Annotated in this window: 12 protein-coding genes; 5 read left to right on the top strand and 7 right to left on the bottom strand. The window is 70.2% G+C overall.

Annotation, left to right across the window (positions count from 1 at the left end):
• Positions 1 to 121 precede the first annotated feature (121 nt).
• Positions 122 to 1,087: a phosphotransferase gene (locus AWQ70_RS24175; protein ID WP_067179998.1), complete on the bottom strand. Its 966-nt coding sequence runs from the start codon at positions 1,085 to 1,087 to the stop codon at positions 122 to 124.
• Positions 1,088 to 1,743: 656 nt separating this feature from the next.
• Between AWQ70_RS24175 and AWQ70_RS24170 the strand changes: the two genes are divergently transcribed.
• Positions 1,744 to 1,941 carry a hypothetical protein gene (locus tag AWQ70_RS24170; protein WP_157530325.1) on the top strand — a complete coding sequence of 66 codons (198 nt, stop codon included), beginning with the start codon at positions 1,744 to 1,746 and terminating at the stop codon, positions 1,939 to 1,941.
• 149 nt (positions 1,942 to 2,090) lie between these two features.
• Here the strand turns inward: AWQ70_RS24170 and lipB are convergent, their stop codons facing one another.
• On the bottom strand, positions 2,091 to 2,735 hold the full coding sequence (gene lipB / locus AWQ70_RS24165; protein WP_067179992.1) for a lipoyl(octanoyl) transferase LipB: 645 nt from the start codon (positions 2,733 to 2,735) through the stop codon (positions 2,091 to 2,093).
• Between the two features lie 506 nt (positions 2,736 to 3,241).
• Positions 3,242 to 3,430, bottom strand: a complete 189-nt coding sequence (locus AWQ70_RS24160) for a PspC domain-containing protein (RefSeq protein WP_067179989.1) — start codon at positions 3,428 to 3,430, stop codon at positions 3,242 to 3,244.
• A 164-nt stretch (positions 3,431 to 3,594) separates the two neighbouring features.
• Here AWQ70_RS24160 and AWQ70_RS37935 point away from each other — a divergent pair, with 164 nt between their 5' ends.
• Together AWQ70_RS37935 and AWQ70_RS24155 are read left to right on the top strand one after the other, a co-directional pair.
• Entirely contained in the window at positions 3,595 to 3,768 is a 174-nt protein-coding gene (locus tag AWQ70_RS37935) for a CsbD family protein (RefSeq protein WP_084517744.1), read from the top strand.
• Between the two features lie 412 nt (positions 3,769 to 4,180).
• Positions 4,181 to 4,759, top strand: coding sequence for an LURP-one-related family protein (locus tag AWQ70_RS24155; RefSeq protein WP_067179986.1), 579 nt, complete (start codon positions 4,181 to 4,183; stop codon positions 4,757 to 4,759).
• 124 nt (positions 4,760 to 4,883) lie between these two features.
• Here AWQ70_RS24155 and AWQ70_RS24150 read toward each other — a convergent pair whose 3' ends face one another.
• From AWQ70_RS24150 to deoC, 3 genes are all read right to left on the bottom strand, one after another.
• Positions 4,884 to 5,750 (bottom strand): aldehyde dehydrogenase family protein, encoded by an 867-nt coding sequence (locus AWQ70_RS24150; RefSeq protein WP_067179983.1) that lies wholly within the window; start codon positions 5,748 to 5,750, stop codon positions 4,884 to 4,886.
• Positions 5,751 to 5,929: 179 nt separating this feature from the next.
• The gene (locus tag AWQ70_RS24145; RefSeq protein ID WP_067179980.1) at positions 5,930 to 7,384 is read right to left on the bottom strand and encodes an aldehyde dehydrogenase family protein; all 1,455 of its coding nucleotides are present in this window, start codon (positions 7,382 to 7,384) and stop codon (positions 5,930 to 5,932) included.
• Positions 7,385 to 7,392: 8 nt separating this feature from the next.
• On the bottom strand, positions 7,393 to 8,367 hold the full coding sequence (gene deoC / locus AWQ70_RS24140; protein ID WP_067180062.1) for a deoxyribose-phosphate aldolase: 975 nt from the start codon (positions 8,365 to 8,367) through the stop codon (positions 7,393 to 7,395).
• 334 nt (positions 8,368 to 8,701) lie between these two features.
• Between deoC and AWQ70_RS39210 the strand changes: the two genes are divergently transcribed.
• Positions 8,702 to 8,866 (top strand): hypothetical protein, encoded by a 165-nt coding sequence (locus AWQ70_RS39210; RefSeq protein ID WP_157530323.1) that lies wholly within the window; start codon positions 8,702 to 8,704, stop codon positions 8,864 to 8,866.
• A 132-nt stretch (positions 8,867 to 8,998) separates the two neighbouring features.
• Positions 8,999 to 11,875 carry an ATP-binding protein gene (locus AWQ70_RS42080; RefSeq protein WP_067179976.1) on the top strand — a complete coding sequence of 959 codons (2,877 nt, stop codon included), beginning with the start codon at positions 8,999 to 9,001 and terminating at the stop codon, positions 11,873 to 11,875.
• 18 nt (positions 11,876 to 11,893) lie between these two features.
• Here AWQ70_RS42080 and AWQ70_RS24130 read toward each other — a convergent pair whose 3' ends face one another.
• A complete protein-coding gene (locus AWQ70_RS24130; protein WP_067179973.1) occupies positions 11,894 to 12,463 on the bottom strand; it encodes a TMEM165/GDT1 family protein in 570 nt (189 codons plus the stop codon).
• Positions 12,464 to 12,774: the final 311 nt, after the last annotated feature.

The raw sequence follows: 12,774 nt of genomic DNA, 5'->3' as shown, positions 1-12,774 counted from the left end.
CCATGCCGCAACGACCCCATGAACCCGCCCGACCGGCCAGTGCCCACACGATGACCACTACGCCGCCGGCCGACCCCCTCGACGGCCACCCCCGATGTGCCCGACCGATCGTGGGACCGGTTCAGGGTGCGGTCTGCGGTCGCCTGGACGGCGTCCTCTCCGACAGGAGGTCGCGGAGCAGGGCGAGGCTCTGGTCGCGGAACTCGGCAAGACCGTGTTCGATGCCGTGCAGGACGTCCTCGGTCACGTCCGCGAGTTCCCAGAAGCGGAGTTTGCGCTCAAGGCGGTCGCTGAACGGGACCCCGCGCAACTCCTGGAGCCGCCGGATGAACCCGGGCCCCGTCTCGGACCACAGGTAGCACAGGTCGTAGTCAGGGTCGCCGATCGTGGTGTCGCCGAAGTCGATCAGGCCGGTGACATCCGTACCTGTCACGAGGAGGTGGTCGAGGCTGATGTCGGCGTGGATCAGCGTCGGCTCGTAGTCGAAGCAGGCGTCGTCGCCCAGGTAGGTCTCGAAGGCTGCGAGCAGCGTCCGGGACTCCGCCGGTGACAGGGCCGGGACGATCTCGGCTCGCAGCAGGTCCAGGCTCTCGCTGAACTCCGCCCGCGGATCCCATTCGGGTACACCGAGTTGCCGGGCACGAGTGGCCGGAAAGGCGTGGATCGCGTCGATCAGCGCGGCGATCCGGCGGATCGGCGCGGGCTCGTCCAGAAGGCCGCGCCGGTGCCACTCTTCCTCGGACAGAGATTCGCCCGGTACGGCGGGATAGCAGCAGAATTCCCCGGGGCCGAGCGGATTGGGCGCGGTGAACACGAACCGCGGGATCGGCAGCGGCAGATGCTCGGCCAACTCGGGCAGAAGAGCGGCCTCGCAGGCGATCCCCTCGGCGCCGTCCTCGTTCCGCGGGAAGCGCAGGACGAACGGCCTGTCGGCGTCGCCGTCCGGCGGATCGAGGCGGAGGGCGACGCTCTCCATGCCCGCCCCCAGCGGACGTAGCGAACCACGCGCGAAATCGTCGCGGACGCTCGCGAGCGCGCGGCGGACCCGTGATTCCCAGCCGTCGGGGAGGGTGACATCCACGCTCATCGCGCCTTCCTCGGCCCCGGCTGCGCCCTGCCCCACCGGCACCGCCTCAGTTCATTGCGTCAGGCACACTTAGATCATGTCTCCTTCGGCGTCAAATCCGTGGCGACCAAGTTCGGGGATCGGCCGATCCCTTACGGGTTACGGGAGTTATTTCAGCGGGTGGCGCCGCGATTTCAGTGCGGCCACATTGTTACCGCACTCCCCATCGCGAAGAAGGCGCCCAGACCATGAACCGGACCGCCGGATCAGGCGAACACCCGACCCATTTCGTACGGACCTCCTGCCCGTCAAGGTCTTTCTGCAGGCATCGACAGAGTTACGTCATGCCACGGCGCTGAATACCGATCCCGCCCGAATATGAGAGTGCGCCGCACTCACTTTGAACGGTTTGCCTCAGGCTCCGGGAGGGTTCCCGGTCGCGGGCAGCCCGAGCGGGTACGACTCAAGTTCGCCGTGAGCCCGGCCCATCCGCAGCACATGGCGGCGGCTCGGCCCGTGGGGGACGCCGCCTCGGCACTCGGCCCAGACATGGACGTGCCGGACAAGGCCCCCTGTGCCCCGGCTCGCGGAGTGAGTGGGCAGGGAGATCCGGAGGCGTACGCGAACGCCCTGGACGCGGCGGGATAGGAGGCGATTTCGGCGGGCAGATGGCCGTCATGGCCGAGACCGACCCGGAGAGCACTTCAGGCGAGCCTACGCCTCAGGTGCCCGATGACCGCGAAGACACCGGTGGGGCCGAGACCCCCGCCGACATCGACACCGAAGGACCCCAGCCTCACGTACCCGACGACCGCAAGGGCGCGGCCGGGTTCGACGCCTGGAGCAAGGAGGGGTCCGACCCCGAAGCCGAGTGATCGTTCCGAAGGTGACATGACCGCCGGTGACAGAGGTCGCCCGGGCCAGACCGTCCAGGTCCGGGCGACCCCGACAAACCGGCAGACCGGCGTGCACGGCGCCCGGACCACGCCGGATCACCACGCTGATGAAAGTCGGCGTGCCTCGGCTATTCGGCAGACGTGGCCTCGAACGCCTTCGCGACCACCTGACGCGTCTCATCCATCGAGGCGTCCCCCCGCTCCTGCGCCAGCGACGTCATCTCGACGTCGGGCATCCCGCAGGGAATGGCGAGATTCCATGGGCTGAGGTCGCCGTTCACATTGAGGGCGAAGCCGTGGCTGGTCACGGCCCGGCTGGCGCGCATGCCGATCGACACGATCTTGCGCCTGGTTTCCCTGGTCCAGACACCCGTGAGCAGCTCGGAGCCGGGAGGGGTGTCGCGACGCTCGGCCGCGAGCCCCAGTTCACCGAGCGCCTCGACCAGTCGTAGCTCGACCTCGCGGATGTAGTCCACGACGCCCTCGTCAGGCCGGAGCTTCACGATCAGGTAGCCGACGAGCTGACCGGGCCCGTGGTAGGTGAGCTGCCCGCCGCGGCCGGTCTGCATGACCGGAATCCCGTGGGAGGGGTCGGGCAGGTGCTCCTCGGGCGTGCGCTTGCCGATCGTGAACACGGCGGGGTGGCTGAGCAGCCAGAGGGTGTCCGGCCGAGCGTCCTCCTGCCGCTCCTCGACCAGGGCGGCCATTCGCTCCATGGCCTTCTCATAGTCGACCAGATCATCCTGAATCAACGTCAACGGTCGTTCACGCATGGGGCACCTCCATTCGCGAGCATAGAACGGCCCTGCAAAACGAACGCACGCACCCCGGAAGCGAGGCAAGGCCGGCCTCACGAGAAGTCTCCGTACGGCTGACCTGGCCGTCTGGAGGCTTCCGGCAGCGCGGGCCGCCGCACCAGCCGGTGTCCGGGACCGATCCCGGTAACCGGGGGTCCGTCCGCGCGCTGGCCGCAGCCGGCCGCGGACGGGGGCCTCGGCGGACCTCAAGGTCTCGGCCATGGTGGTCACCGGGGATGGCAACGGATCAGGTCAGCCGCCGCGATCTCCTTCGCCCGGGCGGGTCGGAGGGGCACACTGGTGTTCGCGGCCATCGCCTGTTCCTTCGTTCTTCAAGTCTGCACGCGAAGGATCACGCGGTGGCCGCCTTCATTTCAGGACGCCGGGGCCGGCACCCGGCGGAGCATCTCACCCGGACACGCACCCGCCCGGTCTCCTCCCGCTCCCGCGAGGCGGGCCGGCTGTTCCGGGGCCGGGCCCGGTCAGTAGTACGTACGCGCGGGCGCCTTGGGGATGAAGACCCACATGATCAGGTAGATGATGAACTGCGGACCGGGAAGCAGGCAGGACAGGAGGAAGAGCAGCCGGACGACGGTGGGCGTCATGCCGAAGCGCTCCGCGATGCCTCCGCAGACACCCGCGATGATCTTGTGCTCTCTGGATCGGTACATGTCCGTAAACCCCTTTCTCGCCTACCCAAACGAGCCGCCAGAAAGATCCAGTTCCGCCACCAACCCTGACAAAACCCTGAGATGGCCAAGGGGTTTGCTTGCCGACACATCGGACAGTTCTTCACAAGGGCGAACAATCGCCGCATAACGGGAGGAAGTCTGACATGGGTAAGGATGACAAGATTTCCAACAAGGCTCAGGAGCTCAAGGGCAAGGCCAAGGAGCGCGTCGGCGACATGACCGACGACGAGCGCCAGCAAGCCGAGGGCCGGGCCGAAAAGACCAAGGGCAACATCAAGCAGGCCGGCGAGAAGATCAAGGACGCCTTCAAGGACTGACCTGCCCGGCCGGGCGGGTGGCGAGGTCCCCGAGGCCTCTCCACCCGCCCGCCGCGTTTTCCGGGCCCGGCTGTCGCCCGGCGCACGAGAGGAGCCCGAACCGCCCGCCCCGGCGGAATGAAGCGGCGGGCCCGGCGGGCCCACGTGCGGGGCTACGACGAAGAACGCCGCAGCGCGACCTCAGCGGTCGCCACCTGCCGAATCGTCCAGGTTCCCCGTCACACCCCTGAACACGAGCCGCCACACGCTAACCCGCAGAGGACCGTCGGCCGCGGCTCCCCGCCGCGATGTTGGACACGATCCAGCGGAAGAGCGGGAAAAGCGATCTTTACGGCTATTTGTCTGCCATGCACGCTATCTCACCGGCGATCTTCCAATATAGGCTGATTAGCCGGAACCCATGGAGCGTGGCATGGATATTTCGGGCCTTCAGCAGCAGACACGACTGATCGTGCGCCAGAAGATCACCATGATGGTGAACCGGTATGTCGTCCACGTGGTCCGCTCCGACGGCTCGCCCGGCGAGGTGGTCGCCTTCGCCGAGCAGAAACGTCTGGCCTTCAAAGAGCAGGTCACGTTGTACACCGACGAGTCCCGGCAGCAGGTGCTCGGAGGGTTCAAGGCGCGCAACGTGCTCGATCTCGCCGGCGAGTACGACGTGACCGACGAGAACGGCGCGTCGGTCGGCGTGTTCCGCAAGGACTTCCGCCGGTCGCTGTTGCGCTCGACCTGGCAGGTGCGGCAGCCGGGCCTGCCGACGTACACGGGCACCGAACGGAACCAGGCGGTCGCGCTCCTGCGCCGTTTCAGCGACTCGCTGTCGTGGCTGCCCTACCACTTCGATTTCAGCGTCGGGGCGTCGATCGCGTTCTCGGTCGAACGGCAGTGGGGGCTGCGGGACACCTACGCCGTACGGATCCACGATCCCCGGCTGGACCGTCGCCTGGTCATCGCCATGGCCGTCGCGCTCGACGCGCTCCAGGCGCGCTGACCACCCACCGCCCGCACCTCCGGCCGGAACACCACACCAGGCCGGCACGCGTACGGCCCGGCCGCCGCGTCGAACGGGAGGCCGGGCCGTAGGGGCGGTGTGATACGCGGTGTGATACGCGCTGTCAGACGCCGATCGGGTGCCAGACGGTCTTCGTCTCCAGGAAGGCCGTCATGCGGTCCGTGCCCGGGTCGGCCAGCCAGTCGATCCGGTCGAGCGGCGGGCGCAGGACACGCTTGAGGTTCTCGGCGGCCAGTTCCTCGCACCGGACCGCGAGGTCCTCGTCCGCGCCGGTGAGGTCGATGGCGTTGACGTCCATGTGCCCGGCCAGCCAGGGGGCGATCTCCCCCGCCGAGCCGGTCAGGATGTTCACCACGCCGCCGGGCAGGTCCGACGTGGCCAGCACCTCGGCGAGCGTGATCGACGGCAGCGGCGCCCGCTCCGAGGCCACCACGACGCAGGTGTTCCCGGTGACGATCACCGGGGCGATCACGCTGACCAGGCCGAGCAGCGGCCCCGCCGACGGCGCGACCACGGCGACGACGCCCGTCGGCTCGACCGTGGACAGGTTGAAGTACGGCCCGGCCACGGGGTTGGCGGAGCCCCGGATCGCGCCGATCTTGTCCGACCAGCCCGCGTACCAGACGAGCCGGTCGACGGCGGCGTCCACCAGTTCGCCCGCCTTCTTCGCGGTGACGCCGTCGGCGTCGACCACCTCGGCCACGAACTGGGCCCGGCGCCCCTCCAGCATCTCGGCGACGCGGTAGAGGATCTGCCCCCGGTTGTACGGCGTGGCCGACGACCAGCCGGGGAACGCCTTGCGGGCGGCGCCGACGGCGTCCCTCGCGTCCTTGCGCGACGCCTTCGAGGCGTTCGCCAGGAAGTCACCCTTTGAGGAGGTCACGGCGTAGGACCTTCCGCTCTCCGAGCGCGGGAACGCCCCGCCGATGAACAGCTTGTACGTCTTGCGCACGGCCAGGCGCTCACTCATCGAAGGTTCCAATCTGGAGTGGACGGGCCGGCTGATAGACCTGGCCGCACCGGCAGACCCCGCCGCGGTGCGCGAACCAGCCGTGCCGTACGGCGAAGCGGCGGGAGCGGCGGCCCCGGGCGTACCCGGCTCCCGCTCCGGCGGCGGCGCGCCTGATCAGGCGGCGGCGACGGCGATGGTCACACTGCAAGGTACGCCTCCAGACCGTGTCGTCCGCCCTCCCGGCCGTAGCCGGACTCCTTGAACCCTCCGAACGGCGAGGTCGGGTCGAACCGGTTGAAGGTGTTCGCCCACACGACCCCGGCGCGCAGCCGGTCCGCCATCCACAGGATGCGGGACCCCTTCTCGGTCCAGATCCCGGCCGACAGGCCGTACGGGGTGTTGTTGGCCTTCTCGACCGCCTCGGCGGGGGTGCGGAAGGTCAGCACGGACAACACCGGGCCGAAGATCTCCTCGCGGGCGATGCGGTGGGACTGCGCCACGCCGGTGAAGACGGTCGGCGGGAACCAGAACCCGCGCTCGGGGATCGCGCAGGCGGGCGACCAGCGTTCGGCGCCTTCGTTGACGCCGGCCTCCGACAACTCGCGGATCTTGGCGAGCTGGGCGGCGGAGTTGATCGCGCCGATGTCGGTGTTCTTGTCCATCGGGTCGCCGAGCCGCAGCGTGGACAGGCGCCGCTTGAGCGCGTCGAGCACCTCGTCGGCGACGGACTCCTGCACGAGCAGGCGCGAGCCGGCGCAGCACACGTGGCCCTGGTTGAAGAAGATGCCGTTGACGATGCCCTCGACGGCCTGGTCGAGCGCGGCGTCCTCGAACACGATGTTCGCGGCCTTGCCGCCCAGCTCCAGCGTGAGCTTCTTGCGGGTGCCGGCCACGGATCTGGCGATCGCCCGTCCGACCTCGGTCGAGCCGGTGAACGCGACCTTGTCGACGCCGGGGTGGTCGACGAGGGCGGCGCCGGTCCGGCCCGCGCCGGTCACGATGTTGACGACGCCGGGCGGCAGGTCGGCCTGCCGGCAGATGTCGGCGAACGCGAGCGCGGTCAGCGGGGTCGTCTCGGCGGGCTTGAGCACCACCGTGTTGCCGCACGCCAGCGCGGGCGCGATCTTCCAGGCGAGCATGAGCAGCGGGAAGTTCCACGGGATGACCTGCCCGGCCACCCCCAGCGGCCGCGGATCATCCCCGCTGTGCCCGTCTGTCGTCCTCCGGCCGAACCCGGCGTATCCCAGCTTGTCCGCCCAGCCGGCGTAGTAGAAGAAGTGCGCCGCCACCAGCGGCAGGTCCACGTCGCGGGACTCGCGGATCGGCTTGCCGTTGTCCAGGGTCTCCAGTACGGCCAGCTCGCGCGAGCGCTCCTGGATGATCCGGGCGATCCGGAAGATGTACTTGGCCCGCTCCGAGCCGGGCAGCGCGGACCACGTGGTGAACGCGGCGCGCGCGGCCTGGACGGCGCGGTCGACGTCCGCCTCGGTCGCCCAGGCGACCTCCGCGAGGACCTCCTCGGACGCCGGGTTGATGGTCTTGTGGTGCTCCTCGCCCAGGGAGTCGACCCATTCGCCGCCGATGAACAGCCCGTACGACGGCTTGATGTCGACGATCTCCCGAGACTCGGGCGCAGGTGCGTACTCGAACATGTGCCGCCTCAGTCCAGGGTGAAGTAGTCGGGGCCGGCGTAGCGGCCGGTGGCCATCTTCTGCCGTTGCATCAGCAGGTCGTTCAGCAGCGTGGACGCGCCCAGCCGGAACAGGTCGGGGGTGAGCCAGTCGGCGCCCGCCGTCTCGTTGACGAGCACGAGGTACTTGATCGCGTCCTTGGTCGTGCGGATGCCGCCGGCGGGCTTGACGCCGATGACCCGGCCGGTGCGCAGCCGGAAGTCCCTGACCGCCTCCAGCATGATCAGCGTCACGGGGAGCGTCGCCGCGGGCTGCACCTTGCCGGTCGAGGTCTTGATGAAGTCGGCCCCGGCCAGCATCGCGAGCCACGAGGCACGGCGCACGTTGTCGTACGTGGCAAGCTCGCCGGTCTCCAGGATCACCTTGAGGTGCGCGGCGTGCTCGCCCTGCGCGCCTCCGGCGGGACCACAGGCGGCCTTGACCGCCGCGATCTCCTCGAACACCTTCACGTAGTCGCCGGACAGGAACGCGCCGCGGTCGATCACCATGTCGATCTCGTCGGCTCCGGCCGCCACGGCGAGCGCGGTGTCGGCGACCTTCACCTCAAGGGACGACCGTCCGCTCGGGAACGCGGTCGCCACGGAGGCCACCTTCACCCCCGAGCCGTCCAGAGCGCGTACGGCGGTCGCCACGAGGTCGGGATAGACGCACACGGCGGCGACACGGGGAACGGAGGGGTCGGTGGGGTCGGGGTGGACCGCCTTGGCGCACATCGCCCGGACCTTGCCCGGGGTGTCGGCGCCTTCCAGCGTGGTCAGGTCCACCATCGAGATGGCCAGGTCGATCGCCTGGGCCTTGGCCGTCGTTTTGATCGAACGCGTCCCCAGCATCGCGGCCCGCGCGTCCGCACCGACCCGGTCGACGCCCGGGAGCCCGTGCAGGAACGCGCGCAGCGTCGCGTTGGAAGAGGCGACCTCCGCGAACGGAGCAGTCGTAGTTGACACCACCACAGCATCGCCGACCTGTCTCGCTGTTTCCAAACCGACCACGGCCGATCCGCCGTCCGGTTTTTCGGCAGATGTCACCGGTTGACGTCGCCCATTGACGTCGCGGGTTCTGTCGCCGGCTTTGTGGCCCTACGGCGCGGTCCGAAACCGCGCCGGACCGCCCCCTCAACCACGGGAAGCAAACGTCCTATGACTGGGTGACCGTGCCTAAGGCGGCTTAGGTGAGATCTAGGACGTTGGACCGCCCATAGATAAGGCATCCGCCCGATGTGGCGGAGGGGGCCTTAGCCCGAATCTTGAGTGTGTAAGGGAAACGAGAGGAGAAACCCAGATGGGTCCCGAACTGCAGTACCAGATGATGATGACCCGCGCGGCCGAGCTTCGCGACGAGGCCGCCCACCACCGCACCGTACGCGCGGCGATCGTCGCTCTCAAGGAGCGACGGGCGAGCGCGCACCGGGCGCGGGCGTCCTTCGGCAAGTCCCGCGCTTCATGAGCGCGCTTCGAAGGCCCGGCCGGAGCCTCCCTCCCGGCCGGGCCTTTACGCCTACTTAGGCCGGTCTCAGGCCCGCTCACTCGACCCGTTCACTCAGTGAAAAACCGGCGATACCCGGACGGATGGCATGTAATGCTTGACCACATGATGGCCCGGGCGGTGAGCCCCGTCTTCGTCGGACGGGGCGCGGAACTCGAGATGCTGGCCGAGGCTTTCGAGCAGGCCCGCAAGCAGGCGGCGGCCGTGGTACTGCTCGGTGGCGAGGCCGGCGTCGGGAAGTCCCGCCTCGCCGCCCGCTTCGCCGAGCAGGCCTCCAGGGACGGCGCGCACGTGCTGGTCGGCGGGTGCGTGGAGCTCTCCGCCGAGGGGCTCGCCTACGCCCCGTTCACCGCCGCGCTGCGGCAGCTCGTCCGCGAGACGAGCACCGCCGACGTGGCCGGCCTGCTGCCCGACGGATCGGGACGCGAGCTGGCCAGGCTGCTGCCCGAGTTCGGCGAGCCCAGCGGCAATCTGGACACCGAGTCCGCACGGGCCCGGCTCTTCGAGCTGATCCTGACCCTGCTCGAACGGCTCGCCGAGCGGCGGCCGGTGCTCCTCCTCATCGAGGACATCCACTGGGCCGACCGCTCCAGCCGCGACCTCATCGCCTTCCTGAGCCGCAACCTGCGCGCCGCGCCCGTCCTCATGGTCCTCACGTACCGGTCGGACGAGCTGCACCGGACGCACCCGCTGCGGCCGGTCCTCGCGGAGCTGGCCCGCGTGGACGGCGTCACCAGGATCGACCTGCCCCGGTTCACCCATGACGAGGTCGCCGCGCAGATGGCCGGCATCCTCGGCGTGGCCCCGGAGTTCACCAAGGTCGGCCGGGTGTTCGAGCGCAGCGAGGGCATCCCGCTGTTCGTCGAGGCGCTGATCGACTGCGACGACGACTGCTCCTTCCCCGAGTCGCTGCACGACCTGATCAGCGCGTCCGTGGAGCGGCTCCCCGACGACACCCAGCACGTGCTTCGCGTCGCCGCCGCGGGCGGCATCCGGGTGAGCCACGCGCTGCTCGCCGCGGTCAGCGGGCTGTCCGACGACGACCTGGAGCGCGCCCTGCGCCCGGCGATCGCCGCCAACGTCGTGCAGGTCGCCGACGGCGCCTACGCGTTCCGCCACGCCCTGATCCGCGAGGCCGTGCACGACGACCTGCTCCCCGGCGAGCACATGCGGCTGCACGCCCGGTACGCCCTGGAGATCGACCGCGACCGGGACCTCGTGCCGCCGGGACGGGCGGCCATCGAGATCGCCCACCACTGGCACTCGGCCCGCGACGACCTCTGGGCGCTCATCTCGGCGTGGGAGGCGGCGGAGAAGGCGGCCCGCGCCTTCGCCTACACCGAGCAGATCGACCTGCTCGAACGTGTCCTCACGCTCTGGGACAAGGTGCCCGACGCCGCCGAGCGGATCGGCGTGGACCACGTCACCGTGTACGAGCGCGCCTCCGAGAGCGCGTACCTGTGCGGCGAGATGGAGCGCGGCAGGAAGTTCGTCCAGGGCGCCCTCGCCGAGCTGGACGAGGAGACCGAGCCGGAACGGGTGGCCGAGCTGCTGGTCCGCCGGGCCAACATCAAGATCCAGAAGCACACGTCCGGGTTCATCGAGGATCTCCGCCACGCCGAGCGGCTGGTCCCCCTCCCGAACGAGGCGCGGGCCCACACGCTGAGCCATCTGGGCCGCGTCCTCATGCTCTGCGACCAGGTGCCCGAGGGCACCGCGGTCACCGAGGAGGCGCTGCGGATCGCCCGCGACCTCGGCGACGAGTGCCTGGAGGCGGACCTCCTGCTGAACCTCGCCCTCGGACGCTCGATCTCCGGCGACCTGGAGCAGACCCGCGCCACCAACGACCGCGCGCTCGCCATCGGGAGGCGCCTCGACTCGGCGCGTACCACGCTCCGGGCGATCGCCAACAACGTGGACACCCTGAACAACCTCGGCAGGTCCGAGGAGGCGGTACGGCTGGCCGTCGAGGGCGAGCGGCTGGCCAAGATGTACGGCAGGTCCCGGCACCAGGGCGCGTTCATCGCGAACAACCGGGCCGAGGCGCTGGAGGCCCTCGGCCGGTGGGACGAGGCCCTCGACGTCAGCGCGCGCGCCCTGACCATGGAGCCCGCCCGGCAGAACCGCTGGCACCTGCTGCGGCTGCGGGCCGACATCGCGATCGCCCGCGGCGAGGAGGACACCGCCAAGCAGATCCTCACCGAGGTCGGGGCGTTCGCCCCCCGGCCGGAGGACGGGACGCAGGAGTGGACGGCCAACACCCGCTTGCTGATCGGCTGGCACCTGCTCCGCGGCGAGCCGGGGAAGGCCGTCGAAGCGGCCGAGTCGGCGCTGGTCAACCCGCGCTGGTCAGGGAAGGCCATGCTCGGCTGGCGGCTGCTCGCCGCGGTCCGGATCGCCTGCGACCGGGCCGCCGCCGTCGCCCCTGAACTGACCGCGGCCGTACGCGGCCTGACCGACGCGTTCGCGGTCGAGATGGTCACCGACGGGCCGGTGGGCACGGCGTTCCGCCAGGTGTACGAGGGCAGGTTCGACGAGGCGGCGGCCGGGTGGAAGCTGCTCGGCCGTCCGCACCCGCGGGCCAAGGCCCTCGTGTACGCGGCGATCGCGGCGGCGGCGGGAGGCGACCGCGACGGCGCGGCCGTACGGCTCCGCGCGGCGAGACCGCTCGCCGAGGCGCTGCGCGCGACCCCGCTCGTGGCCGAGATCGACGCGCTGGCCCGCCGGGTCGGCGCGGCCCTCGACGACGCGCCGGTCCGGGGGCCGGTGCCCGAGGCGACGCTGACTCCGCGCGAGCTGGAGGTGCTCCGGCTGGTCGCGCAGGGGCGGACGAACCGGGACATCGCCGGCGAGCTGTTCATTTCGGCGAAGACCGTCAGCGTCCACGTGTCGAACATCCTGCCCAAGCTGGGCGTCTCGACCCGGGGCGAGGCGGCGGCCGCCGCCCACCGCCTCGCCCTGCTCGACTGAGCCCGACGCCCGCGGGCCTCAGACGAGCAGCGGCTCCAGCAGCAGGAGCACGCCGAAGACCGCGAACGCGGCGGCCGCGCCGTACTTGATCCACTTCTCGGGGAGGTGGGTGCCGAGGAAACGGCCGACGAGGATCGCCAGCGCGTCCGCCGCCACCATGCCGATCGTGGAGCCGATCCAGGTGCCGAGCCAGCCGTGCTGGGTGGCGAGCGTGATCGTGGCGAGCATCGTCTTGTCGCCCAGCTCACTGAGGAAGAACGCCACGGTCACCGCGACCAGGACGTTCCGTGTGGTCCTGGCCGCCTTGCCCGACTCCTCGTCGCTCAGCTCGTCGCCGCGCAGGGTCCACGCCGCGAACGCGAGGAAGGCGATGCCCGCCGCGATCGAGATCGCGGTCGTGGGGAGGGCGTCGCCGATGACCCGGCCGAGCCCGACGCTGAAGAGGTGGACGACCGCGGTCGCCGCGGTGATGCCGGCGAGCACCGGCCACACCTTGAACCGCGTCGCGAAAGTGAGGGCCATGAGTTGGCTCTTGTCGCCGAGTTCGGCCACGAAGATCACGGCCAGGGATATCCAGAACGCTTCCAAGGGTCGCCTCTCGCTGCTCGCGCGACCGGACCGCGTTCGGCACCCGGGGAGTTTCGGGCACACGACTTCGGCCCGGCAGCATGGCTGACATGACTGTCGGGCCGAAGGTCTCGTCCGCCGCGCGGGCTCCGCGACCGGGCGTGAGACGTCAGTGAGACATCACGCCAGTGTGTCGATCAACGGATTCGGGACTACTCCCCTTCGGGTGTTTCCTCCATAACCTAGCGGATGGCGGAGCGTGCCTATTCCCCGGGAACACGAGAACATCCCTTCCCCGGCCCCTGCCGCTCGCCGCGCCCAGGTGCCCTCCC

The sequence above is a fragment of the Microtetraspora niveoalba genome (assembly GCF_001570405.1).
GTDB classification, from domain to species: domain Bacteria; phylum Actinomycetota; class Actinomycetes; order Streptosporangiales; family Streptosporangiaceae; genus Microtetraspora; species Microtetraspora niveoalba.
This window is presented reverse-complemented; position numbering and strand designations above follow the sequence as displayed.